22 protein-coding genes, 5 tRNA genes and 1 other RNA gene are annotated in these 22,461 nt (G+C 70.1%); 12 read left to right on the forward strand and 16 right to left on the reverse strand.

Annotation, left to right across the window (positions count from 1 at the left end):
- The 4 genes from ACY35P_RS04760 to ACY35P_RS04775 all read left to right on the forward strand — a co-directional run.
- The coding region (locus tag ACY35P_RS04760) for an AAA family ATPase (protein WP_462114692.1) at positions 1 to 249 on the forward strand (249 nt) is incomplete at its 5' end.
- A complete protein-coding gene (locus ACY35P_RS04765) occupies positions 249 to 1,202 on the forward strand; it encodes a DUF58 domain-containing protein (RefSeq protein ID WP_462114693.1) in 954 nt (317 codons plus the stop codon). The genes ACY35P_RS04760 and ACY35P_RS04765, both read left to right, overlap by 1 nt.
- Positions 1,195 to 3,138 carry a transglutaminase TgpA family protein gene (locus ACY35P_RS04770; RefSeq protein WP_462114694.1) on the forward strand — a complete coding sequence of 648 codons (1,944 nt, stop codon included), beginning with the start codon at positions 1,195 to 1,197 and terminating at the stop codon, positions 3,136 to 3,138. Before ACY35P_RS04765 ends, ACY35P_RS04770 begins: the two co-directional genes overlap by 8 nt.
- 36 nt (positions 3,139 to 3,174) lie before the next feature.
- On the forward strand, positions 3,175 to 3,663 hold the full coding sequence (locus ACY35P_RS04775) for a Slp family lipoprotein (RefSeq protein WP_462114695.1): 489 nt from the start codon (positions 3,175 to 3,177) through the stop codon (positions 3,661 to 3,663).
- Positions 3,664 to 3,731: 68 nt separating this feature from the next.
- Here ACY35P_RS04775 and ACY35P_RS04780 read toward each other — a convergent pair whose 3' ends face one another.
- The 4 genes from ACY35P_RS04780 to dnaX form a co-directional block, all read right to left on the reverse strand.
- A complete protein-coding gene (locus ACY35P_RS04780; protein WP_462114696.1) occupies positions 3,732 to 4,091 on the reverse strand; it encodes a histidine triad nucleotide-binding protein in 360 nt (119 codons plus the stop codon).
- On the reverse strand, positions 4,088 to 4,684 hold the full coding sequence (gene recR, locus ACY35P_RS04785) for a recombination mediator RecR (RefSeq protein ID WP_462114697.1): 597 nt from the start codon (positions 4,682 to 4,684) through the stop codon (positions 4,088 to 4,090). The genes ACY35P_RS04780 and recR overlap by 4 nt, the downstream gene beginning before the upstream one ends.
- Positions 4,685 to 4,751: 67 nt before the next feature.
- Complete coding sequence (locus ACY35P_RS04790) at positions 4,752 to 5,078, reverse strand: YbaB/EbfC family nucleoid-associated protein (RefSeq protein ID WP_462114698.1); 327 nt, start codon at positions 5,076 to 5,078, stop codon at positions 4,752 to 4,754.
- A 33-nt stretch (positions 5,079 to 5,111) separates the two neighbouring features.
- Complete coding sequence (gene dnaX / locus ACY35P_RS04795) at positions 5,112 to 6,878, reverse strand: DNA polymerase III subunit gamma/tau (RefSeq protein WP_462114699.1); 1,767 nt, start codon at positions 6,876 to 6,878, stop codon at positions 5,112 to 5,114.
- A 153-nt stretch (positions 6,879 to 7,031) separates the two neighbouring features.
- On the opposite strand from dnaX, the gene ACY35P_RS04800 reads away from it, so the two are divergent.
- Positions 7,032 to 7,124: transfer RNA gene (locus ACY35P_RS04800), tRNA-Ser, on the forward strand.
- A gap of 49 nt (positions 7,125 to 7,173) precedes the next feature.
- Positions 7,174 to 7,270: signal recognition particle sRNA small type (gene ffs / locus ACY35P_RS04805), an RNA gene on the forward strand.
- 42 nt (positions 7,271 to 7,312) lie between these two features.
- Here the strand turns inward: ffs and ACY35P_RS04810 are convergent.
- From ACY35P_RS04810 to ACY35P_RS04820, 3 genes are all read right to left on the reverse strand, one after another.
- Positions 7,313 to 7,594, reverse strand: a complete 282-nt coding sequence (locus ACY35P_RS04810) for a hypothetical protein (RefSeq protein ID WP_462114700.1) — start codon at positions 7,592 to 7,594, stop codon at positions 7,313 to 7,315.
- A 63-nt stretch (positions 7,595 to 7,657) separates the two neighbouring features.
- Positions 7,658 to 8,425 (reverse strand): MBL fold metallo-hydrolase, encoded by a 768-nt coding sequence (locus ACY35P_RS04815; RefSeq protein WP_462114701.1) that lies wholly within the window; start codon positions 8,423 to 8,425, stop codon positions 7,658 to 7,660.
- Positions 8,422 to 9,162, reverse strand: a complete 741-nt coding sequence (locus ACY35P_RS04820; RefSeq protein WP_462114702.1) for a 3-deoxy-D-manno-octulosonic acid kinase — start codon at positions 9,160 to 9,162, stop codon at positions 8,422 to 8,424. The genes ACY35P_RS04815 and ACY35P_RS04820 overlap by 4 nt, the downstream gene beginning before the upstream one ends.
- A gap of 19 nt (positions 9,163 to 9,181) precedes the next feature.
- On the opposite strand from ACY35P_RS04820, the gene ACY35P_RS04825 reads away from it, so the two are divergent.
- On the forward strand, positions 9,182 to 10,237 hold the full coding sequence (locus ACY35P_RS04825) for a glycosyltransferase family 9 protein (RefSeq protein ID WP_462114703.1): 1,056 nt from the start codon (positions 9,182 to 9,184) through the stop codon (positions 10,235 to 10,237).
- A gap of 6 nt (positions 10,238 to 10,243) precedes the next feature.
- Here ACY35P_RS04825 and ACY35P_RS04830 read toward each other — a convergent pair whose 3' ends face one another.
- Positions 10,244 to 10,648: a DUF6165 family protein gene (locus ACY35P_RS04830; protein ID WP_462114704.1), complete on the reverse strand. Its 405-nt coding sequence runs from the start codon at positions 10,646 to 10,648 to the stop codon at positions 10,244 to 10,246.
- 113 nt (positions 10,649 to 10,761) lie between these two features.
- Between ACY35P_RS04830 and ACY35P_RS04835 the strand changes: the two genes are divergently transcribed.
- Positions 10,762 to 10,852, forward strand: a tRNA-Ser gene (locus tag ACY35P_RS04835).
- A 447-nt stretch (positions 10,853 to 11,299) separates the two neighbouring features.
- Positions 11,300 to 12,004, forward strand: coding sequence for a PP2C family protein-serine/threonine phosphatase (locus tag ACY35P_RS04840; RefSeq protein WP_462114705.1), 705 nt, complete (start codon positions 11,300 to 11,302; stop codon positions 12,002 to 12,004).
- Between the two features lie 223 nt (positions 12,005 to 12,227).
- On the opposite strand, the gene dnaQ is transcribed toward ACY35P_RS04840, so the two are convergent.
- Both dnaQ and rnhA read right to left on the reverse strand, forming a co-directional pair.
- Positions 12,228 to 12,965, reverse strand: coding sequence for a DNA polymerase III subunit epsilon (gene dnaQ / locus ACY35P_RS04845; RefSeq protein ID WP_462114706.1), 738 nt, complete (start codon positions 12,963 to 12,965; stop codon positions 12,228 to 12,230).
- A gap of 88 nt (positions 12,966 to 13,053) precedes the next feature.
- Complete coding sequence (gene rnhA / locus ACY35P_RS04850; protein WP_462114707.1) at positions 13,054 to 13,533, reverse strand: ribonuclease HI; 480 nt, start codon at positions 13,531 to 13,533, stop codon at positions 13,054 to 13,056.
- A 270-nt stretch (positions 13,534 to 13,803) separates the two neighbouring features.
- On the opposite strand from rnhA, the gene gloB reads away from it, so the two are divergent.
- From gloB to ACY35P_RS04865, 3 genes are all read left to right on the forward strand, one after another.
- Positions 13,804 to 14,586 (forward strand): hydroxyacylglutathione hydrolase, encoded by a 783-nt coding sequence (gene gloB / locus ACY35P_RS04855; protein WP_462114708.1) that lies wholly within the window; start codon positions 13,804 to 13,806, stop codon positions 14,584 to 14,586.
- Positions 14,583 to 15,692, forward strand: coding sequence for a lytic transglycosylase domain-containing protein (locus tag ACY35P_RS04860; RefSeq protein ID WP_462114709.1), 1,110 nt, complete (start codon positions 14,583 to 14,585; stop codon positions 15,690 to 15,692). The genes gloB and ACY35P_RS04860 overlap by 4 nt, the downstream gene beginning before the upstream one ends.
- A gap of 71 nt (positions 15,693 to 15,763) precedes the next feature.
- Positions 15,764 to 16,558 (forward strand): enoyl-ACP reductase FabI, encoded by a 795-nt coding sequence (locus ACY35P_RS04865; RefSeq protein ID WP_462114710.1) that lies wholly within the window; start codon positions 15,764 to 15,766, stop codon positions 16,556 to 16,558.
- Between the two features lie 242 nt (positions 16,559 to 16,800).
- On the opposite strand, the gene ACY35P_RS04870 is transcribed toward ACY35P_RS04865, so the two are convergent.
- The 6 genes from ACY35P_RS04870 to lon form a co-directional block, all read right to left on the reverse strand.
- The gene (locus tag ACY35P_RS04870; RefSeq protein WP_462114711.1) at positions 16,801 to 18,774 is read right to left on the reverse strand and encodes a SurA N-terminal domain-containing protein; all 1,974 of its coding nucleotides are present in this window, start codon (positions 18,772 to 18,774) and stop codon (positions 16,801 to 16,803) included.
- A 122-nt stretch (positions 18,775 to 18,896) separates the two neighbouring features.
- Positions 18,897 to 18,973, reverse strand: a tRNA-Asp gene (locus ACY35P_RS04875).
- A gap of 102 nt (positions 18,974 to 19,075) precedes the next feature.
- Positions 19,076 to 19,152: transfer RNA gene (locus tag ACY35P_RS04880), tRNA-Asp, on the reverse strand.
- 30 nt (positions 19,153 to 19,182) lie between these two features.
- Positions 19,183 to 19,257 (reverse strand) — tRNA-Val (locus ACY35P_RS04885).
- Positions 19,258 to 19,297: 40 nt separating this feature from the next.
- Entirely contained in the window at positions 19,298 to 19,570 is a 273-nt protein-coding gene (locus ACY35P_RS04890) for an HU family DNA-binding protein (RefSeq protein WP_462114712.1), read from the reverse strand.
- A gap of 210 nt (positions 19,571 to 19,780) precedes the next feature.
- On the reverse strand, positions 19,781 to 22,210 hold the full coding sequence (gene lon, locus ACY35P_RS04895; RefSeq protein WP_462114713.1) for an endopeptidase La: 2,430 nt from the start codon (positions 22,208 to 22,210) through the stop codon (positions 19,781 to 19,783).
- Positions 22,211 to 22,461 lie beyond the last annotated feature (251 nt).

Raw genomic sequence — 22,461 nt, forward strand, 5'->3', positions numbered from 1 at the left:
GTGCAGGCCCTGCTCGCGCGCAGCCGCCGCCATCCGGGCGTGCGCGTCGGGCTGTCGCCGCGCGCCGGGCTCGCCCTGCTGCGGGCGTCGCGCGCCCATGCGCTGCTGCTGGGGCGCGGCCATGTCGTGCCGGAGGACGTGCAGGCGCTGTTCTGCCACGTCGCCGCCCACCGTCTCGTCGTGGACGCCGACGCCGGCAGCGATGCCGCGGTGGCGCGCGCGATCCTGCATTCGGTGCCGGTCGACTGATGGCACCGCCGCGTCGCCTCCGTCAGCGTCTGCTCGCGCTGGCGCGGCCGCGCGAGCCCGAAACGCTGCCGGTGCGCTTCGACCGGCGACGCATCTACATCCTGCCGACGCGTTTCGGCCTGTTCTTCGGCGTGCTGCTGGGCACGATGTCGCTCGGCGCGCTCAACTACAACAACAATCCCGCGCTGCTGATGGCGTTCCTGCTGGCGGGCGCGGCGATCGCCAGCCTCGTCTCGTCGCAGCTGCAGCTGAGCGGGCTCTCGATCGTCGCCGTCGATGCCGAGCCCGTTCCCGCCGGCACCACGTTGCACGTTCGCGTCCACGCGCGCACGCAGGACCGCCGCCCGCGCCTCGGACTCGTGGTGGACTGCGACGACGCGGCGCCTGCGCAACTCGTCGTGCGCGACGGGAACGGCGAAGCCATCGTCGAGATTGCGACGCATCGCCGCGGTTGGCTCGACGTGCCGCGACTGCGGCTGTCGACGACCTGGCCGCTGGGCATCGCACGCGCCTGGTCGTATGCCTGGCCCGAATCGCCGCTGCTGGTGTACCCGGCGCCGGAGACGCAGGCGCCCCCGTTGCCGGTCGGCAGCGGCGACCCCGCGACGCGGCGCCTGCACGCCGCCGGCGACGACGTCCACCACCTGCGCAACTACCGCGCGGGCGATGCGCAGCGGGCGATCGCGTGGAAGCCCTCCGCACGCCGCGGCACGCTGCTGGTGCGTGAGTTCGAGCAGCCGCAGGGCGCGGACATCGACCTCGACTGGCGCGGGCTCGGGGTGCTCGCGCATGAAGCTCGCATCGCCCGGCTCGCGCGTTGGGTGGAGGACGCCGAACGCGACGGACGCCGATATCGACTCCGCCTGCCGGCGCAGCCCGCGCTCGGTCCGGACCGCGGCCCCGCGCATCGACATGCCTGCCTGCGCGCGCTTGCGCTGATGCCGCATGGCTGAGGCATTGCGCGAGCCGCTGGACCCGCCGAGCCGCCGCTGGACGCTGCTGGTCGCGGGCCTGTGCCTCGCGCCCCTGTTGCTGCAGCTGCCCGGCCCGACGTCGATCGCGATCCTGGTGACCGCGATCGTCATCGCGGCACTCACGTGGCGCAGCCCGTTGTCGAACACGGTGCGCGGGCTGCTCGCCATCGCGATCGTCGCCGCGGTGCTCGCACAGTTCGGCTTCCGGTTCGGGCGAGATACGGGCTGCGCGCTGCTCGGCGCGATGCTCGCGATCAAGCCGGCGGAGACGGTGACGCTGCGGGACGGCCGAAGCCTCGTCGGCTTCGGGCTGTTCGCGCCGTTCTCGACGTTCCTGCTCGACCAGGGCCCGTGGACGCTGGCGCTCGGCCTCACGGCCGCGGTGCTGGCGCTCGGCGCCCTGCAACGCCTCGCCGCGCTCGAAGGCGGCGTCTCGATCGCCGATGCCTGGGCCCCGATGCGGCAGGCACTGCGCCTGCTCGCCTTCGGGCTGCCCCTCGCGCTCGCGATCTTCTGGCTGTTCCCGCGCATTCCATCGCCGCTGTGGGGCGTGCCCGGCCGCGCCTCGACGCGTCCGGGGCTGTCCGACCGCATGTCGCCGGGCGATTGGGTGGACCTGCTCGCCGACGACAGCGTCGCCGCACGCGTGCGCTTCACCGGTACGACACCGCCGAAGACCGCGATGTACTGGCGCGGACCGGTGCTGTGGGATTTCGACGGCCGCACCTGGCGGCGCGGCAGTGACCTCGACCTCTGGTCCGCACCGCCTCCGAAACCTTCGTCGACGCAATGGAACTACACGCTGGAGATCGAGCCGACCGACCGCACCCAGCTGGTCGCGCTCGACGTGCCGGTCACCGTACCCGCCGGCGCACGGATGCTCGTCGATGCGACGCTGCGCGCGGACCGACCGCTCGCCTCGCTGACGCGCTGGAGTCTCACCTCGTCGACCGCCCTGCCGCCGGCGAGGCTGCCCGAAACGCTTCGACGTCGCGCGCTGGCGCTCCCGCCCGGCCGCGACCCGCGCACCGTCGCGCTCGGCCGCCAGCTGCGTTCGCGCATGCGCGACGACCGCGCGATCGTCCGCTACGCGCTCGACTGGATCCGTCGCGACTTCGCGTATTCCATCTCCGCGCCGCCCCTCGAGGGTGACCGGATGGACAGCTTTCTGTTCGGCACGCGCACCGGCTACTGCGAGCACTTTGCAGGGGCATTCACGGTGCTGATGCGCGCGGCGGGCATTCCGACGCGCGTCGTGACCGGCTATGCCGGCGGCACGTGGAACCGTCTGGGCGGTTACTGGATGCTGCGTCGGATGGACGCGCATGCCTGGACCGAAGTCTGGCTCGACGGTCGGGGCTGGGTGCGCGTCGACCCGACCGCCGCGGTCGCACCGGAGCGCATCTACGACACGCTCGAGGACCGGATCGACGACGGCGGCTTCATCGACACGCTGCAGGGGCCGCGCGGCCTCGCCCAGGTCGGCGACTGGATGCGCCAGAACTGGAACGACCTCGTCCTCGGCTTCAATTCCGATCGCCAGGAGCGGATGTTCCGACCCCTCGGGCTCGACCGCATGACGCCCTCGCAGCTCGCCGCCGCGTTCGGCGTCGCGGCCTCGCTCGCCCTCGCGCTGATGGTGTGGCTGAGCCTGCGCGCACCGCGCGAGCGCGACCCGGTGCTTCGGGCCTGGCAGGCGCTCGGCGCCCGTTATGCGCGGCGGGGTCTGGGTCCCGCGCTGCATGAACCGGCGACGACGTGGGCTGAACGGATCACGAAGGAACGCGCGGGGACGGGCGGCGAACTGCGCGAACTGGCCGCCCGCTTCACGCTCGCACGCTACGCTGCGGGTAACGCGGACGAGCCGTCCGCGCGGCGGCTGGCCCGGGACATCCGGCGCCATCGCCTCCCGTAACGTCACGCGCTGGACGCGCCGGTCCGGAGATCGCCGATGAACCTACGAAAGCCCCTCCTGCTCGGTGTCGTCGCCGTCGCGCTGACGGCCTGCGCCACCGCCCCCCAGCCCCTGCAGGGCCAGTTCACCGCGCTTACGCCCCGCCAGGCGGTCGAACGCGACGCCACCGGCAGCCTCGTGCGCTGGGGCGGCCGCATCGTCGACGTCGAGCCGATGCCGAACCGCACCTGCTTCCACATGATCTCGACCCGCCTCGACGTCTCCGGGCGCCCCTACTGGGCGAGCGACGACGTCGGTGGACGCTTCATCGCCTGCCGCACCGGCTTCTACGACCCGGCCGTGTTCGAGAAGAATCGCGAAGTGACCTTCACCGGCCGCATCGAGGGTTACGACTCGCGCCGCATCGGCCAGTACGACTACCGCCTGCCGCGGCTGGTCGCCGACGTGGTCTACCTGTGGCCCGTGCGCGAGCGCGTCGACGTGATCGAGCGCCCGTCGCCGTGGCCGTGGTGGGGCTGGTGGTGATCGGCTAGCCGAAGCAATGCGAAAACGCCCGGGAATCCCGGGCGTTTTTCGTTGCGGGACAGTGCGCCTCAGCGTGCACCGAATCCGCCGAGCGGCGCACCGGCGAGCAGGTGCAGGTGCACTTGGAAGACGGTCTGCCCGCCGTGCGCATTGCAGTTCATCACCACGCGGTAGCCGTCGTCGGCGAAGCCCTGCTCGCGTGCGTAGCGCGCGGCGGCGAGCATCAGCCCGCCGAGGAGCGCCGCATGCTCGGGCCGCGCGGCGTCGAGCGTCGCGATCGGCGTCTTCGGCACGAACAGCACGTGCACCGGCGCGGACGGCGCGATGTCGCGGAAGGCGAGGAGGTGCTCATCCTCGTAGACGATCTCGGCCGGGATTTCGCGGCGGATGATCTTCCCGAAGATGGTGGTGTCGACGGCATCGTTCATTCGGGGATCTCGCTGCGGGTGCCGAACGCGTGCGAGAGCGTGCCGCGGTCGACGTATTCGAGTTCGCCGCCCAGCGGCACGCCGTAGGCGAGGCGGCTCGGGGTGACGGTCTGCTGGCGGGCGAGCTGCGCGAGGTAGTGCGCGGTCGCTTCGCCTTCGACGGTGGGATTGGTGGCGATGATCAGCTCACGCACCTCGCCCTCCGCGAGCCGGGCGCTCAGGCGATCGAGGCCGAGCTCGCGCGGACCGATGCCGTCCAGCGGCGAAAGCCGGCCCTGCAGGATGTAGTACAGGCCGCGATAGCCGGTCGCCTGTTCGATCGCGAGGCGATCGGCCGGGGTCTCGACCACGCACAACAGGTCCGCATCGCGCGATGCGCTCCCGCAGACGTCGCAGACCTCGTTCTCGCTGAAGTCGCGGCACCGCGCGCAGTGGCCGATGCGGTCGACCGCCTCGGCCAGCACCTGCGCGAGGTGTTGCCCGCCGGCGCGCTCGCGCTCCAGCACGTGGTAGGCCATGCGCTGCGCCGACTTGGTGCCGACGCCCGGCAGGACGCGGAAGGCCTCGATCAGTTGTTCGAGCAGCGTGCTCATCGCGCGGTTCCCGTGGCGCCTGCCCGCGAGCTCGACACAGCGGCCATGCAGGCGACGTGCATGCCGGTCAGAACATCCCCGGCAGCTTCATGCCGGGCGGAAGCGGCATGCCGGCGGTCGCGGCGGACATGCGCTGCTGCGATTCCGCGTTGACCTTGTTCACCGCATCGTTGAACGCCGCGGCGATCAGGTCCTCGGCCATCTCGGGATCGCTGACCACGCTCGGGTCGATGCGCACCTTGCGGCACTCCATGCGCCCGGTGAGCGTCACGCTCACCATCCCGGCGCCCGCGTTGCCGGTGACTTCGATCTTCGCCAGGTCTTCCTGCGCCTTCTGCAGGTTCTCCTGCATCTTCTGCGCCTGCTGCATCAGGTTGCCGATGTTTCCACGCATGGTTCGTGCTCCAAGGACGAAAGAACGTGCGCGTCAGCTGTCGAGCGGACGCACGGATTCGGGGACGATGCGCCCTCCGGCGGCGACGAGGCGCTGCACGTCGGGATGCGATTCGAACGCGCTCGACGCCGCGGTCTGCCGCGCATCGCGCTGGCGCTCGACCTGCGCGCGCAGCGACTGCACCTCGCCACTCGCCACCTCGAACAGCACGCGCGGCGTGGTGCCGAAGCGCGGCGCCAGCGCTTCGACGAGCGTCTTCAGCACGGCCGGCGTGCGCAGCATCTCGTCGGACTCGTCGAGCGACAGGCGCAGGGTGTCGCCGGTGCAGCCGAGGTAACCCGCGACGGACGCGAGCTGCTTCGCCGCGCCGCCCAGCGAACCGTCGACCCAGGCATGCCAGTCGTCGGGGCCGTCGAACGCGGGTGACGACGCGGATGCGGGCGACGGCGCGTCGGCAGCGGCAGCGGCAGCCACCGGGGCAACGTCGGCGGGCGAGTTGGACGCGGCAACGTGCTCCGGCGCCGCCTGCGTCCACGGGGGCGCGGCTTGCGGCTGTGCCGCCACAGTCGCCACCGGCGGCGCGGGCGGACGCTGCGCGGGCGAGGGGTCCGAGGCCGCATCACGCGACAGGGCCGCACGCGCGGCCGCGGCGGCATCGCCACGCGGCGCCGCGGTGGCGCGTACCGGCGCGGCGGCGGACGGCGCGCTCGCACGTTCTCCGCCCGAGGGCCGGAACGCGAGCATCCGCAGCATCACCATCTCGAAGCCCGCGCGCGGACTCGGCGCCAGCGGCAGGTCGCGTCGGCCGTGCAGCGCCATCTGGTACCAGAGCTGCACCAGTTCGGGCGCGAGCGCGGCGGCGAGCGACGTCGGATCCAGGCCGTCCACCTCACCTGCGGCATCCGGCACCAGCTGGCGCAGTTGCACGCGATGCAGCCCGCCGGCCACGGCTTCCAGCACGTCGTCCCAGTCCGGCGAGAATTCGGCGAGCTGCTCGATCTCGGCCATCAGCGCCGCACCGTCCCCGGCGGACAGCGCGTCCAGCAGCGCGCCCACGCGGCTGTGGTCGACGGTGCCGAGCATCGCGGCCACGCCATCGTCCGAAAGCTGCGACCCGGTGTACGCGATCGCCTGGTCGAGCAGCGACAGGCCGTCGCGCAACGAGCCGTCGGCGGCGCGTGCCAGCTGGCGGATCGCGCCCTCCTCGACCGGGATCTGCTCGGCCTCGAGGATCTTCCGCATCTGGCCGCGGATCTGCTCCTCGTCGAGGCGCTTCAAGTTGAACTGCAGGCAGCGCGACAGCACGGTCACCGGCAGCTTCTGCGGATCGGTCGTCGCCAGCAGGAATTTCACGTGCCCCGGCGGTTCCTCGAGCGTCTTCAGCAGCGCATTGAAGGCCGGCTTCGACAGCATGTGCACTTCGTCGATCAGGTAGACCTTCACCCGGCCGCGGCTGGGCATGTACTGCGCGTTATCGATCACCTCGCGCACGTCGTCCACGCCGGTGTTGCTCGCCGCGTCGATCTCGAGCAGGTCGATGAAGCGGCCGGCGTCGATGTCGCGGCAGGAATTGCACTCGCCACAGGGGTCCGCCGACGTGCCGCGCTCGCAGTTCATCGACTTCGCGAAGATGCGCGCGATGGTGGTCTTGCCGACGCCGCGGGTGCCGGTGAACAGGAAGGCGTGGTGCACGCGTCCACTGTCCAGCGCGTTGGTCAACGCCCGCACCACGTGCTCCTGGCCGACCAGTTCGGCGAAGCGCTTCGGGCGCCATTTGCGGGCGAGGACGAGGTAGGACATGCGGATCCGGCGGGGGCCGCCGGCGTCTCCGGCGAGGTGCGGCGATTGTGCCAGAGGCCCGTCGCAGCCCGTGCGCGCCTTGTGGCTGCGGGCCGCCGCGGCGTAGAATCGGCGCCCCTGACGACGGCCGGATGCCGGAACCAGGCCAGGTGCGGAGAGGTGTCCGAGTGGTTGAAGGAGCACGCCTGGAAAGTGTGTAAGCGTCTAAACCGCGCTTCGGGGGTTCGAATCCCCCTCTCTCCGCCATATCACCGCCGCTTCCGCGGCGTGCTCCACGCAAGTCTCTATGGTGGCCCCGTCGGCCCCTCGCGACGCTAGGTCGAAAACCCCGCCAGGGCCGGAAGGCAGCAACGGTATCGACTGATGCGGGTGCCGAGGCCAGCCGGCGGGGTCATCGCCCTTTCGGGCGTCCGCTTCACGGGCGAAGCCCCGCCTCAGTCGGAATACAGCGCCGAGAAGGCGTCGAAGTCCGACACGTCGAGCATGCCGGCGATGAAGTGGTGCGGCACGCTCAGGCGTACGTCCACGCTGTCGTCGTCGTCCTGCTGCATGTCGAGGACCAGCTCGAAGAAGGCGCCATCGGGATCGGCCTTGCGGCATTCGACATAAGCGCCGAACGGGGCGCCGACGCGCAGCCACGGCGTGAGCAGCGTCGCGAGTTCGAGACGGCCCGGCTCGGTCAGGAACACGCGGATGCGGTGTCGACGCTTGGACATGAGGGCTCTCCGGTTCGGATGGCGGGCAGCCTAGGCCGCCGCGCGTGGTCGGAGCGCGACGGCTCAGCCGTTCCAGGGCTCGGCGCGGTGCGCGGTCGGCGGCGCGAGCCCGACCGCTTCGCCCGGATGCCCGATGCGATACCCACGCGCCGCGAGCGCTTCGCCGTCGGCGACGCTCGCATAGTGGTAGAGCACGCAGCGATCGAGCAGGTCACGCGGGTATTCGCGCTCCAGGTCGTCGATGCCGGTGTGCGACGGATTGCCGTGCAATCCGCAGTCGTGCAGCACGAGTTCGGCGGCGTCCGCATACCGCGCCAGCGTCTCCGGGATGGGCCGGGTATCGCCGGTCCAGACGAGGCTGCCGCGCAGGCGCAGGCCGAAGGCGGTGTCCGGCCAATGGTGGCGCGCGGGGAACACCTCGAGGCGAAGGCCGTCGTGCCAGAACGCATCGCCGACGGGCACCAGCCGAAACGCGTCCCAGAAATTCGCGCCGCCCTCGGCGAGCACGTTCGGATAACTCGCCACGCGCTGGTGCAGCACCGGCACGAGCGGCGCCGGCACGTAGACGACCACCTGTCCGCGCCGCGCTGGATCGAAATACGCATCGACGAACAGGCGCTCGAAACCCCCGACGTGGTCGAGGTGCGCATGCGTCACGAACAGCGCGCGCGGCGATTGCCCGTACTGCGCCTGGTAGGCAGTGAGTCCCTCGGCGCCGCAGTCGATGGTGAGCCACGGCGCGCCGTCGCGCTCGATCGTCGCCATCGCGGAGCCGAGTGCGACCGCGGACGCGCTGCCGACCCCGTGCAGCCGCAGCGTCCAGGCGCTCATGCCGCGCCCCACGCCGCGTCGTACGCCTCGTGCAGGCGCATGAAATCCTCCTCGACCTCGCCGATGTCGCGCACGCCGCGCCGCTTCAGAAGCGAGCGGTGCAGCCGCGCGAGGTTGCGGTGGCGCCAGCCACTGCCGATCGTGCGGAACAGCCCGCGATCGAGGTCGATCACCCAGCCACGGCCGTCGCGGTCGAACAGCAGGTTGTCCGCATTGAGGTCCGCGTGGTCGAGGCCGGCGCGATGCATGCGTGCGACCAGCCGGCCGGCGTCTTCCCAGGGCGCGGCACCCTCGATCGCGAGCGCGGCCAGCGTCTCGACGTTGCGCAGGCGCTCGACGAGGATCGCCGCCCGGTAGCGGAAGCCCCGCCGGACGTAGAACGCCGCGAGCGGTGTCGGCACCGGAACGCCGCGGCGCGCGGCTTCGCGGGTGAGCGCGAACTCGGCGACGCTGCGCACGCGGGATTCGCCCTGCCAGAGATAGTCGTTGCGGCTGACGCGGGCGACGAGGCCGCCCCGACGGTAGTGGCGCAGCACGCAGGCGCCGAACGGCGCATCGACGAACCAGGCCGCGCCGCGGCCCCCGGTTTCCACGGGCCGGGCCCGCTCGCCCCAGGCGATCGCGGAGAACCAGTCGGGCGTCGCTTGTCCGGTACGCTCGCGGTCGAACACAATCGCGCCGCGGCCCTCGGGGCCGTCGAACTCGATCCGTGCGTCGTCGGCATGCGCGGTCGCCATGACCGGAGTCTAGCAGCGCATGTCACGAGCCCTTCCGCTTCCCGCCGGCGCGCATGTCGGGCTGATGCGCCTGTCCGCGCTCGGCGACGTCACCCACGTGCTGCCGCTCGTGCACAGCCTTCAGGCCGGCATCCCCGGGGTGCGCATCAGCTGGATCATCGGACGCGGCGAGCACCGTCTGCTCGAGGGCCTGCCGGGCGTCGAGTTCATCGAATACGACAAGAAGAGCGGACTGGCCGGGATGCGCGAGCTGCGCCGCCGCTTCGGCCGCCCGCTCGATGCGCTGCTGCAGTTGCAGGTGGCGGCGCGCGCGAACCTCCTCTCGGCCTTCGTACCGGCGCATCGGCGCATCGGCTACGACCGCAGCCGGTCGAAGGACCTGCACGGCCTGTTCGTCCGCGAGCGCATCGCCGACCGCCCGGGGCAGCACGTGCTCGACGCGATCGGCAGCTTCTGCGAGCCGATCGGACTGCAACGCGCCCCCGTGCGGTGGGACCTGCCGGTGCCGCAGGACGCCTACGACTGGGCGGCCGCCCAGTGGGACGACGACGGTCGCCGCGTACTGGCGATCTCGCCCTGCTCGAGCCACGTGCTGCGGAACTGGCGCAGCGAGCGGTACGCCGCGCTCGCCGACCATGCGATCGCGCGCGGATGGCGCGTCGTGCTGTGCGGCGGGCGCAGCGCGCTGGAACGGGACACGGGCGACGCGATCCTCGCCGCGATGCAGGGGCCGGCCCTGGACCTGATCGGCCGCGATACCCTCAAGCAACTGCCCGCCCTGCTCGCGCGCGCCGACCTGCTGGTCACGCCGGACGCCGGGCCGATGCACATCGCGAACGCGATGGGCACGAAGGTCTTGGGACTGCACGCGGCCAGCAACCCGGTCCGCAGCGGTCCGTACAGCGACCTGCGCTACTGCGTGGACCGCTACGACGATGCCGCACGTCGCTACCGCGGCAGGCCCGCGGCGGAACTCAAGTGGGGAACGAAGATCGAGGCCGACGGCGTCATGGATCTCGTCACCGTCGACGACGCCACCGCCGCGTTCGAGCGCTTCGTCGCCGAGGCCGGTTGAGGCCGGTCAGACGCCCGGCTGGCGGTAATCCTGGTACGACTTCTCCTCGACATAGGACGAGCCCAGGGCGAGGTTGATGTCCTTCTTGATGCGCGCGCGCTCGTCGTTCTCGAAGTAGACGGCGCGGGCGAGCCGGATGAACTCGGCGTCGAATTCCTGCCGCTTCTCCTTGATGCGGATGTCGTCCTCGATCTCCCACAGCCGCTCGTTCACGGCCTTGAGGTCGGCACGCAGGCGGACGATGTCGTGCCCGGCGGCCGGATGCGCCATCCAGGTCTTCTCGAGGGCCCACAGTTCCTTGCGGACGTTGGCCAGCTTGGCCTCGTCCTTCATGCGCTCGGACTTGATCTGCAGGATCGCGATCTTGTCCAGCAGCTCGCCGAACGACACGGGCACCAGGATCTCGGACATGGGCAGCCTCGCAAACGGGGACGCGAAGTGTAACGCCGCCACCGCCCCGCCCTTGTCGCCCGCCCCGCCCGCGCCGTATGATGCGCGGCCCGCCGGTACGCCGTCGGGGCCACGGAGAGGTGGCAGAGTGGTTGAATGTACCTGACTCGAAATCAGGCGTACGTTTATAGCGTACCGAGGGTTCGAATCCCTCCCTCTCCGCCAGACAGATGAAGAAAGGCTCCCGAAAGGGGGCCTTTTTTCTTGTGGTGGTCGAGTCGGTCGGTGCCGCGCCTCGCCGGGTTCGACAAACGGCAGGACAGCCGTTCTGGACGGCCGAAGGCCGCGCGCGCCCAGCGCGGGTGTCGGCAATGGATCGCCCGGATCTATCCCGACCGCCGCACGTCCCTGGCGCCAGCGTAAAGCGGGCCGTCGTCGGCGAAGGCCGAACATGCAGTGGCCCGATGCCTCGGTCGATGCAGAGGCGAACGGCGACATCCGGCCCCGTCCGTCCCCGCCGGCGCTCCCATCCGTGCCCGCCCCGCATCACGCCGATCGGTCCAGCCGGCCCGGCGACGAGCGCACGCGGCCTCATATAAGTGTTTTCCCACCTTGCCCTCGGCCCCGACCCCGCCGATGATTCGACGGGCCAGTCGGCCGGCGTGCGAGCACATGATCGAATACGGACATCTCACCCACGCAGGACTGCGTCGCGAGCTCAACGAGGACACCTATTACGCCGATGGCGAGCTGGGCCTGTGGCTCGTCGCCGACGGCATGGGGGGCCACGAGTACGGCGAAGTGGCGAGCGCGCTGGCGCGGGACACGATCGTGCGGGAAGTGCGCGACGGCACCCCGCTCGCGCAGGCGATCCGCATCGCCGACGAGGAGATCATGGCGACCTCGCGTCGGCGCAACGACGCGCTGCCGATGGGCACGACCGTCGTGGCGGCGCGCATCCGCGGCGAGCGCTTCGAAGTCGCCTGGGTCGGCGACAGCCGCGTCTACCTCTGGCGCGAAGGCCAGCTGCTGCAGCTCTCGCAGGACCACAGCTACGTGCAGGAGCTGATCGCCAACGGCACGCTCACGCAGGAGCAGGCGCGCAGCCATCCGCACCGCAACGTCGTCACGCAGGCGCTCGGCGTCACCGACCCGCGCAGCCTCAACGTCGAGACGATGACGGGCGAACTGCGCACCGGCATGCAGCTGCTGCTGTGCAGCGACGGCCTGACCGAGGAAGTCGACGATCGCGCGATCGCGCGGATCCTTGCCCGGCTCGACTGCAGCGCGCAGGAATGCGCGGAGACGCTCGTCGCCGCGGCGCTCGACGGCGGCGGCTCGGACAACATCACCGTCGTGCTGGTGCGTCGGACCTAGGCCATTCGAGAAGCGCGCGCTGCCGGAACCGAAGGCCGCAATCCCGCAACCGCAGGGCGCGAACGGCGGCAGACTTCCCCAGTCGTCGCACGCCGCGAACCCCCCAACCAGCGCGCCGCGAGGTCCTGTCTTTTTGGCGCATCGCGACGGATCGGTCCGCGCCTGAGCGAGCGCACACGGCAGACCGCATTTCCGTGCCGACCGACTCGCGGCCGACAGCGCCTCAGGCCGGCGCGAGCGCCTCGTCGCCGCCGGCGTTCTCGGCAAAGCGATCCCACACCGCATTGCCCGCCTTGTTCCGCAGCAACGCAAGGCGCGCTTCGTGCGCCGCGAGTTCCTCGACGGTGGGCTGCACGCGCGGGCGTGGGCGGCTCAGGTCGATCTCGAACGGCAGCGCATCGCTGTTGGAATCGGCCGAGGCGTCGGCGAAGCCGAGGTCGGTCTGCCCCGACGTCAGGCCGATGTAGACCTCCGCGAGCAGCTGGGCGTCGAGCAGCGCGCCGTGCAGCTGGCGCGACGAGTTGTCGACGCCGAGGCGACGGCACAGCGCATCGAGCGAATTGCGCTGGCCCGGGTAGCGCTTGCGCGCGAGTCGCAGCGTGTCCTCGACGCGGCAGCGCGCGGACAGGCACCCGTAGTGCGCGCCGCACAGTCGCAGCTCGTTGTCGAGGAAGCCGACGTCGAAGTCCGCGTTGTGGATGACCAGTTCCGCACCCTCGATGAAGGCGAGGAACTCGTCCACCACTTCGGCGAAGCGCGGCTTGTCCGACAGGAAATCCAGCGTCAGGCCGGTGACTTCGGCCGCGCCCGGTTCGAAATCGCAGTCGGGATTGAGGTAGCGGTGGAAGGTGCGTCCCGTGGGACGGCGCTCGACGAATTCCACGCAGCCGATCTCGACGACACGGCAGCCGCGCTCCCAGCTCAGGCCGGTGGTTTCGGTATCGAGGATGACCTGGCGCATCGGGAAGTCCGGACGTCGAAGTGCACAGGTTAGCGAGCGCGCGTCGCACCGGCGTGTGCGCACGGTGCGAGCCGGTCACGCTTCGGCGTCATGCACCGAGCGTCGCGCCTTCGCGCGCGGCCACCGCGGCGGCGCGCGCGAGTCCGTCGACGCGCTCGTTGTCGGGATGGCCGTTGTGGCCCTTGACCCAGTGCCAGGCGACCGTGTGCCGATGCGTCGCGGCATGCAGGCGCTCCCACAGGTCGCGGTTCTTCACCGGATCGCCGCCGGCGGTCTTCCAGTTGCGGCGCACCCAGCCGGGCATCCATTCGGTGATGCCCTGGCGCACGTATTGGGAGTCGGTGAAGAGGTCGACCGTGCAGGGCTCGGTCAGCGTCTCGAGCGCCTGGATGGCCGCCATGAGCTCCATCCGGTTGTTGGTGGTGGCCGGATCCCCGCCCGCCAGCTCGCGTTCCCGGCCCTTGTAGCGCAGCAGCGCGCCCCAGCCGCCAGGTCCGGGATTGCCGAGGCAGGCGCCGTCGGTGTGGATCTCGACCGCCTTGGCCGTCTTAATCGGGATTTCACGCATGGCCCATTGTGCCCGGGACCGGGGGCCGACCGCTCGTCGGATCGCGTCGATACGCCGGCGGATGGGCTGGCGCCCAGTGGCATCAGGGGTTTAGCGGGCATTGTTCGAGGTCTTCGGCCGGTGAGGGACGTTCGTCACGGTCACCGAGGGTTGACGCGGCCGACCCCGGCCGGCAAGGTCCGCCCGGTCATCGGTCGCCCCACCCCAGCCGTTCAGCGTATTCAGGAGGCATCGCGCTGAGGTGGCACTCACCGAACGGAGGTAATTGCCATGCGACTGCAGTGCCTGCCTGCGCGCGTCGACAACTACATCTGGGTTCTCCGCAATGACCAGGGCCGAGCGCTGGTGGTCGACCCGGGCGAAGCCGCCCCGGTCCTGGAGGCCGCGAACGCCGAGACGTTCGAGCCCGCCGCGCTTCTGCTGACGCACCACCACGCCGACCACGTCGCAGGAAGCGCGTCGCTCCTCGAGCGCTGGCCCGGCACGCCCGTCTACGGGCCGGACGACGATCGCGTCGACCTGCCCCTCCACCGCGCCGCCGACGGCGATACCTACACCGTCGAGGGCTGGACCATCCGCGTGCTCCATGTGCCCGGGCACACGCGCACGCACATCGCTTTCGTCGTGGAGTCGGCCGGGGAATCCCCGGTGCTGTTCTGCGGCGACACCCTCTTCAGCCTGGGCTGCGGGCGCCTCTTCGAAGGCGACGCCGTCCAGATGGAGAACTCGTTGGGGAGGCTCGCAGCGCTCCCACCCGACACCCGGGTCTGCTGCGGGCACGAGTACACGCTGGCCAATGCCGCATTCGCGGCGGTGGTCGATCCCGACAACGCGGCGCTCCGGCGCCGCATGAAGGAGGCCAAGACCATGCGAGACGCTCGACAGCCCACGCTCCCGTCCACGATCGGAAGCGAACTCGACTGCAATCCGTTCCTGCGTTGCGACCAGCCCGCCGTCATCGACGCCGCGACGCGCCACCTCGGCCGTACGCCGCACGGACCGGCGGAAACCCTCGCCACGCTCCGTGCGTGGAAGGACGGGTTCGCGGCATGAATATTCTTATTAGTAAGACGAGCGCTGCGGCGCTCGCGGTGTCGCTCGGCCTCGCGATTTCGGGCCCCGCCCAAGCGGCCTCCGGCGCGAACGGCCGCGAGGTCTTCGAGCACTTCCGCGCCGGTCTCGCCGAGCCGAGCTGCCCGGCCGATGCGTCGCGCTGGGCCCGCCAGTATTCGAACGCGGCCGAGAAGCTCGCGAATCCGAACGACCAGACGCTGGTGCTGTTCGGACACGTCGTCGAGTCGCTGCGCGCGGCGAACCTGCCGACGGAGTACGCGTTGATCCCGTTCGTCGAGAGCGGCTACAAGCCGAGCGCGCGCAGCCCCGCCGGTCCGGCAGGGCTGTGGCAGATGATCGGCACCACCGCCCGCAACCACCGCGTCCCGATGAGCGCCGGTTACGACGGGCGCATGTCGCCGGTCGACTCCACCCGCGCCGCCGTCCGCTACCTCAAGACGCTGCACGGCATGTTCGGTGGCAACTGGCGCCTCGCCGTGATGGCCTACAACGCCGGCGAGTACCGCGTCTTCGGCGCGATGAAGCGCGCTGGACAGACCGCTCGCACCGCCAAGCCGGAATCCCTGCAGGGCCTGTCGGGCATCACCCAGGTGTACGACGACAAGCTGCATGCGATCTCGTGCGTGATCGCGCAGGCCGAGAAGCAGCCGCGCTTCCTCGCGGCGCTCGACCGCCCGCTGCGCACGCTGGGCCCGGTCGCCTCGTCGCAGGCGCTGGTGGCGATGGCGCCGTCGAAGCCCTCCGCGGCCCTCGCCGCCGTGTCCGCCCCGTCGGTGCTCGCCGCCGGTTCGGCGGCCGCTGCACTCGGCTCGTCGCCTGTCGCTTCGGGTTCCGCATCGACGGACACGGTCGCGCAGGTCGCCTCCGGAACGCTGCCGCCGGCGCCCGTCGCCGCTGTCGCCCAGGTCGCGGCGCCCGCCCCGTCGCCGCGTCGCCACGTGGTGGCGGTCGGCGAGAACCTGTGGCTCATCGCGCGCCGGTACAAGGTTTCCGTGGCCGACCTGCTGAACCTCAACGACCTCAAGGGCGGTCGCCTGCTCGCGCCCGGCATGGTTCTGGCGGTCGACGCGCTGGCCTCGAAGTAGCCTCCGGTCGCCCGGGCGGGCACACTACGGCGCCCGCCCGCCGCATGGCGGGCGCCAGTCACGGAGAGCACATGGGTTTCCTGCAGGGCAAGCGCGCACTGATCACGGGCATCGCGAGCCAGCGCTCGATCGCCACCGGCATCGCCGAGGCGATGCGCCGCGAGGGCGCCGAGCTCGCCTTCACGTACCAGAACGACAAGCTGAAGTCGCGCGTCGAAGCCGCGGCCGCCGAATGCGGCAGCGACATCGTGATCCCGCTCGACGTGTCCTCCGATGCGCAGATCGCCGAGTGCTTCGCGCAGCTCGGCCAGCGCTGGGACAGCCTCGACATCGTGGTCCACGCCATCGCCTACGCGCCGCGCGAAGCCATCGAAGGCGAGTTCCTCGACGGCCTGACCCGCGAGAACTTCGCGATGGCGCACGACATCTCGGCGTACTCGCTGGCCGCGCTGGCCAAGGCCGCGCGACCGATGATGGCCGGCCGCAACGGCTCGATCCTCACGCTGAGCTACCTCGGCGCCGAGCGCGCACTGCAGAACTACAACGTCATGGGCGTCGCGAAGGCGAGCCTCGAGGCGACGGTGCGCTACCTGGCGCTGAACCTCGGCCCGGAAGGCACGCGCGTCAACGCGATCTCGGCCGGCCCGATCAAGACGCTCGCCGCGGCAGGCATCGCCAATTTCCGCAAGATGCTGCATCACTTCGAGACGTACGCGCCGATGCGGCGCAGCGTGACGATCGAAGACGTCGGCAACGCCGCCGCCTTCATGTGCTCGGACCTCGCGCTCGGCATCACCGGTGAAGTCACGTACGTCGACTCGGGCTACAACATCCTGGGCATGACCGGCATCGGCGACGACGACTGAGTCCCCGGAAGGCAGTACGAAAAAGCCCGGCTCATGCCGGGCTTTTTCATGTCTGGGCAAAGGAAAAACGTTGTCTCCGGCTTGTGCGCACGTGGCTGGTCGTAGATGCGGCGGACCGTGACTTGATGGGAAGGCCCGCATCGATCGCCGCATCGTTCGCGCCGTACGGCAATACGAAAAAAGCCCGGCCGGAGCCGGGCTTTTCGTTCGTCCTGACGGCGACGCTCGGTCGCCACCATGCCTCAGAGATTCGTCTCGTTGACCTTGATCTTGTAGCTGCGGCGGAGCTCCCGCACGACGACGTCGAGATCGACCATCCCGCGCAGCTGCGCGACCTGGCGGCCCAGCGCGGCGGCGTCGCCGCCCACGTCGGCCACCGTGCCGGGCTGCAGCGCGTCGACCATGAACACGATGGCTCGGCCATCCGGCAGAACCTTCGCCCCGACGGGAACACCCTTACCCTTCGCGGCATACGTTGCGAAGAACGCGTCGGAAACGCCAGGCGCCATCACCTCCGCACCGCGCGGTACGCCCACGATGCGTTTTGGCGGTGCGAGCCCCTGCGCCGCGGCGACGGCCGCGAGCGACTGCCCGCCCTTCACCTGCGCGACCAGCGCATCCGCGCGCTGCTGGGCCGCCTTCATCTGGCGATCGGCATGGATCGCGGCCACGACGCGATCACGGACTTCGGCTAGCGCCAGCTGGCGCGCCGGCTTGTGCGCGGTGACGCGCAGCACGACGCTGTGGTTCTGGCCGACGTCGATCGGGTCGGAGACCATGCCCTGCGCGATCGCCGACTCCGAGAACGCGGTGCGCTGCACCAGCGGGTTGGCGAGCACGCCCGTGCCCTGGCCGCGCGCGATCGGGCCGGCCGTCTGCACCGGCACGCCGACCTGGCGCGCGGCGGGGCCGAGCGAGGACGGATTCTTGAGCACGGCGTCGACCAGCTTCGACGTGATCTCGTTGAACTGGCGCTCGCGACCGCTTTCGAGGACTTCCTTCTCGAGTGCCGGACGGACCTGCTCGAAGGCTTCCTGGCGGCCGGCCTGCACCTGGCGCAGCTGGATCACGTGCCAGCCGAACTCGGTCCGCACCGGGTCGCTCACCTGGCCCGGCTGCATCGAGAAGAGTGCCTTCTCGAACGGGGGCGCCAGCGCGCCCTTCGACACCAGGCCGAGATCGCCACCGGCGGCCTTGGAGCCGGTGTCGTCGCTGTTGGCGCGGGCGAGCGCCGCGAAGTCGGCGCCCGGCGCCTTGGCCTGTGCGGCGAGCGCCGCGGCCTTGGCCTGAGCGGCCTTCTCGACAGCCGGCGTGGCCCCGGCGGGCACGCTGATGAGGATGTGGGCGGCCTGCCGCTGCTCGGCGGCCACGAAACGGGTCTTCTCCTGCTCGTAGCGCTCGCGCAGCGCGGCCTCGTCCACGGCGGGCGCCGGGAGCGTCGCCGCGTCGATATCGACGTACTCGAGCGTGACGGTTTCCGGTGCGCGGTACTGGCCGCTGTGCGCGCGGTACCAGGTGTCCATCTCGGCGTTCGACACGGGCGCGGTGTCCGCGGCCGGCGCCGGGATTTCGACCGCCGACAGGTCGCGGCGCTCGCCGAGCAGGGCGATCAGGCGATCCGTTTGCCCGGCGGTGGTGAAAGCCGTGGAGCCGACCGTGGTGCGCAGCAGCGACTGCGCGAGCCCCTCGCGCACGAGCTGCTCGAACTGGGCTTCCGTGCGCGGCGGATTCAGCGTGCGCAGCGCCAGCCGGTACTGCTGCATGTCGAACTTGCCGTTGCTCTGGAACGCCGGGATCGCGGCGATCTCGCCGGCGACCATGGCATCGCTGACGCGGATGCCCTGGCGCGTCGCCCACAGGCCCTGCACGCGCTCGTCGATCAGGCCGTCGAGCACCTTGCGCTTGCTGTCGGCGCTCTCGAACTCGCGCGAGTCGAACTGCGCGCCCTTCTGCTGGCGCTGCGCCTGGCGCTCCTGCTCGAAACGCTCACGGAACTGCTGCTGCGTCACGTCCTGGTGCGTCCACAGCGTCGACACCGGCCAGAAGGACGGCGCGGACGGCCACCACGCGGGCGGCGCGCTGATCGAGGCGGCCGGCATGTCACGGCTCTGGCGGAAGTAGTCTTCCACGCCCACGAAGGCGAACGGCACGATCAGCAGGCCGAGCACCGCGGTGGCGATCCACCCGGAAGTCTTGTCGCGTAGGGTCTGCAGCATTGCGGAGGCGGCGTTGGGCGAAGCCCCACAGTGTAGCCGCTTGCCGGAGCCGCGGACGGCTGTAAAACCCGTGAACCGATGCCGGAAAAAGGAAAAGCGCCGTTTCCGGCGCTTTTCGAAGATGGCGGAGCGGACGGGACTCGAACCCGCGACCTCCGGCGTGACAGGCCAGCATTCTAACCGACTGAACTACCGCTCCATTTGCTGCGACAGCCGTGGCTGCCCGCGCGTTTCGCGGACGAGCCGCCCGGACGTGCGATCCGGAAAACGAAGGCGCCGCATGCGGCGCCTTCGGAACAACTGGCGGAGTGGACGGGACTCGAACCCGCGACCTCCGGCGTGACAGGCCAGCATTCTAACCGACTGAACTACCACTCCGCGCTTGAAACTTCCGCCTGCCGGGCTGCTTGGTGGGTGCTGAGGGTTTCGAACCCCCGACCCTCTCCGTGTAAAGGAGACGCTCTACCGCTGAGCTAAGCACCCGGTTTCGACCAGCCGCAAGCGGCACTGGCGGGCGAGCTGCTTAGTTTACAGCGTCCTTCAGGGCCTTGCCAGCCTTGAACGACGGATTCTTCGACGCGGCGATCTTGATCGTCTCGCCCGTCTTCGGGTTGCGACCATCGCGCGCGGCGCGCTCGCGCACCTCGAACGTGCCGAAGCCAACGAGCGTGACGTTCTCGCCCTTCTTCAGCGTCTTGGTGATCACGCTGACCATCGCGTCGACGGCATTGGCGGCTTCGGCGCGCGACAGCTCGGCGGCGTCGGCGATCGCCGCCACAAAATCGGCTTTATTCATTCTTCTACTCCGTGGGCGGCATGCAGCCGCGTGTGTACTGAGAACCGGACAGGCCTGCTGTCCGGCAGGGTCCCCTGATCGACCTTCCGCGAGTTCACGAGGTCGTTACGCGGACGGCGCCGTTATACCAGCGGCTTCGCGAAGGGCGCAAGCCGGAAAGCCAGCAATGACGCGGCTTTCCGGCGCCTCAGCACATCGGGCGACGTACGGTCAATGGGTGATCTCGACCGGTGTGCCGGAGACCGGCGCTTCGTGCACGGGCATCTCTTCCGGCGCCGGTGTCGGCGGCAGCGCCGGGGTCACCGGGCGCTCCAGTGCGACGTCGAGCACTTCCTCGATCCACTTCACCGGCACGATGCGCAGGCCCTTCGTCACAGACTTGGGCATGTCGACGAGATCCTTCTTGTTCTCGTCCGGGATGATCACGGTCTTGATCCCGCCGCGCAGCGCGGCGAGCAGCTTTTCGCGCAGCCCGCCGATCGCGAGCACGCGGCCGCGCAGGGTGATCTCGCCCGTCATGGCCACGTCGGCCTTGATCGGATTGCGCGTCAGCAGCGAGACGAGCGCAGTGACCATCGCGATGCCCGCGGACGGACCGTCCTTCGGCACCGCGCCTTCGGGCACGTGCACGTGGAGGTCGTGCTTGGTGAGGAAGTCGATGTCGATGCCCAGCCGCTCGGCACGGCCGCGTACGACCGACAGCGCAGCCGACGCGGACTCCTTCATGACGTCACCGAGCTGGCCGGTGAGCAGCATCGCGCCCTTGCCGGGCACGCTCGCCGCTTCGATCTGCATGAGGTCGCCGCCGACCTGCGTCCACGCCAGGCCGGTGACCAGGCCGATCTCGTTCTGCTCCTCCGCGCGACCGAAGTCGTACTGCTGCACGCCGAGGTACTTCTCGAGATTCTTCGTGTTGATGAGCACCGGGCCCTTGCGGACCTTCGGACCGGCGAGCGCGAGCTCCTTGACCACCTTGCGGCACATCTTGGCCACCTGGCGCTCGAGGTTTCGCACGCCGGACTCGCGCGTGTAGTAGCGGACGGTGTCGCGCAGCGCGTCCTCGGTGACCTTGATCTCGTCCTCGCGCAGGCCGTTGGCCTTCACCTGCTTCGGCAGCAGGTAACGCTCGGCGATGTTGAGCTTCTCTTCTTCCGTGTAACCCGGAATCCGGATGACTTCCATGCGGTCGAGCAACGGGCCGGGGATGTTCAGCGAATTCGATGTCGCGACGAACATCACTTCCGACAGGTCGAGGTCGACTTCGAGGTAATGGTCGTTGAAGGCGCTGTTCTGCTCGGGATCGAGCACCTCGAGCAGCGCGGCCGACGGATCGCCGCGGAAGTCCATCGCCATCTTGTCGATCTCGTCGAGGACGAACAGCGGGTTCTTGCTGCCGACCTTGTTGAGGTTCTGCACGATGCGGCCCGGCATCGAGCCGACGTACGTGCGGCGATGCCCACGGATCTCGGCCTCGTCGCGCACGCCGCCGAGCGACATGCGCACGAACTTGCGGTTGGTCGCCTTGGCGATCGACTGGCCGAGCGACGTCTTGCCCACGCCGGGCGGGCCGACGAGGCACAGGATCGGGCCGCGCATCTTCTGCACGCGCGTCTGCACCGCGAGGTATTCGAGGATGCGTTCCTTGACCTTCTCGAGGCCGAAGTGGTCGGCATCGAGCACGTCCTGCGCGACCTTCAGGTCCTTGCGGACCTTCGAGCGCTTCTTCCACGGCACGCCGAGCAGCCAGTCGAGGTAATTGCGCACGACGGCGCTCTCGGCCGACATCGGCGACATCTGCTTGAGCTTGTTGAGTTCGGCCTTGGCCTTCGCCTCGACTTCCTTCGGCATTCCCGCCTCGGCGATCTTGCGGGTCAGCTCGTCGATGTCGTTCGGCGCATCGTCGAGCTCGCCCAGTTCCTTCTGGATCGCCTTCATCTGCTCGTTGAGGTAGTACTCGCGCTGGCTCTTCTCCATCTGCGACTTCACGCGGCCGCGGATGCGCTTCTCCAGCTGCTGCACGTCGATCTCGCCGTCGACGAAGCCGACCAGCATCTCCAGGCGCGCGCCGACGCCGCTGGCTTCCAGCAGGCGCTGCTTCTCCGAGATGCGCACCGACAGGTGCGCGGCGATGGTGTCGGCCAGGCGGCCGGGCTCGTCGATGCCCGAGAGCGTCTGCATGAGCTCGGGCGGGAGCTTGCGGTTGGACTTCACGTACTGCTCGAACAGGCCCAGCAGCGTGCGGGTGACCGCCTCGATCTCGCGCTCGTCGCGGTCCTCGCCGGCGTCGATCACCTGCGCGCGGCCCACGAGCGCCCCGCCCTTCTCGGTCACCTTGTCGACCCGGGCGCGCGAGACGCCCTCGACCAGCACCTTGATGGTGCCGTCGGGCAGCTTCAGCAGCTGCAGGACGTGCGCGAGGGTGCCGACGGAGTAGAGGTCGCCGCCCGAGGGGTCGTCCACGTCAGCCGACTTCTGCGCCACCAGCAGGATTCGCTTGTCGGACTCCATGGCGTGGTCGAGGGCGCGGATGGACTTCTCGCGGCCGACGAACAGCGGAATGACCATATGCGGAAAAACCACGACGTCGCGGAGCGGCAGGACGGCGAGGTCCTGGGACTCGCGGGCGGTGGAGTCGGTCATCGAATTGCTCCCGGGATCATGGCGTCGACCAGAATGGGGCCGGCACCGAAAAAGATGCGTGGAGGTCCACGTCTGGGGGCTTAATGGGGCCCCGCGGCAGTGTTGCAAGCGTCATACCACCCGCGATGTGCACGCAAGTGATTGAATCGACGGGACGCATCGCAAGCGGCCGCGGGATTCCGGCGCGTCGGAATACGGACGCAAGTGTCGAGCCGCGCGATCCCAGCGCGTGCGACGCGCCCGCCCGGGCA

This window comes from Lysobacter xanthus (assembly GCF_047159895.1).

Bases quoted from the DNA above. Each gene is read 5' to 3' on its own strand.
- ACY35P_RS04775 (WP_462114695.1), top strand. From the start codon at position 3,175: ATGAACCTACGAAAGCCCCTCCTGCTCGGTGTCGTCGCCGTCGCGCTG.
- ACY35P_RS04870 (WP_462114711.1), bottom strand. From the start codon at position 18,774: ATGCTGCAGACCCTACGCGACAAGACTTCCGGGTGGATCGCCACCGCG.
- gloB (WP_462114708.1), top strand. From the start codon at position 13,804: ATGCGACTGCAGTGCCTGCCTGCGCGCGTCGACAACTACATCTGGGTT.
- ACY35P_RS04780 (WP_462114696.1), bottom strand. From the start codon at position 4,091: ATGAACGATGCCGTCGACACCACCATCTTCGGGAAGATCATCCGCCGC.
- ACY35P_RS04820 (WP_462114702.1), bottom strand. From the start codon at position 9,162: ATGGCGACCGCGCATGCCGACGACGCACGGATCGAGTTCGACGGCCCC.
- ACY35P_RS04810 (WP_462114700.1), bottom strand. From the start codon at position 7,594: ATGTCCAAGCGTCGACACCGCATCCGCGTGTTCCTGACCGAGCCGGGC.
- recR (WP_462114697.1), bottom strand. From the start codon at position 4,684: ATGAGCACGCTGCTCGAACAACTGATCGAGGCCTTCCGCGTCCTGCCG.
- ACY35P_RS04830 (WP_462114704.1), bottom strand. From the start codon at position 10,648: ATGTCCGAGATCCTGGTGCCCGTGTCGTTCGGCGAGCTGCTGGACAAG.
- rnhA (WP_462114707.1), bottom strand. From the start codon at position 13,533: ATGCGTGAAATCCCGATTAAGACGGCCAAGGCGGTCGAGATCCACACC.
- ACY35P_RS04865 (WP_462114710.1), top strand. From the start codon at position 15,764: ATGGGTTTCCTGCAGGGCAAGCGCGCACTGATCACGGGCATCGCGAGC.
- ACY35P_RS04815 (WP_462114701.1), bottom strand. From the start codon at position 8,425: ATGAGCGCCTGGACGCTGCGGCTGCACGGGGTCGGCAGCGCGTCCGCG.
- ACY35P_RS04890 (WP_462114712.1), bottom strand. From the start codon at position 19,570: ATGAATAAAGCCGATTTTGTGGCGGCGATCGCCGACGCCGCCGAGCTG.
- ACY35P_RS04770 (WP_462114694.1), top strand. From the start codon at position 1,195: ATGGCTGAGGCATTGCGCGAGCCGCTGGACCCGCCGAGCCGCCGCTGG.
- lon (WP_462114713.1), bottom strand. From the start codon at position 22,210: ATGACCGACTCCACCGCCCGCGAGTCCCAGGACCTCGCCGTCCTGCCG.
- ACY35P_RS04860 (WP_462114709.1), top strand. From the start codon at position 14,583: ATGAATATTCTTATTAGTAAGACGAGCGCTGCGGCGCTCGCGGTGTCG.
- ACY35P_RS04790 (WP_462114698.1), bottom strand. From the start codon at position 5,078: ATGCGTGGAAACATCGGCAACCTGATGCAGCAGGCGCAGAAGATGCAG.
- ACY35P_RS04765 (WP_462114693.1), top strand. From the start codon at position 249: ATGGCACCGCCGCGTCGCCTCCGTCAGCGTCTGCTCGCGCTGGCGCGG.
- dnaX (WP_462114699.1), bottom strand. From the start codon at position 6,878: ATGTCCTACCTCGTCCTCGCCCGCAAATGGCGCCCGAAGCGCTTCGCC.
- dnaQ (WP_462114706.1), bottom strand. From the start codon at position 12,965: ATGCGCCAGGTCATCCTCGATACCGAAACCACCGGCCTGAGCTGGGAG.
- ACY35P_RS04825 (WP_462114703.1), top strand. From the start codon at position 9,182: ATGTCACGAGCCCTTCCGCTTCCCGCCGGCGCGCATGTCGGGCTGATG.
- ACY35P_RS04840 (WP_462114705.1), top strand. From the start codon at position 11,300: ATGATCGAATACGGACATCTCACCCACGCAGGACTGCGTCGCGAGCTC.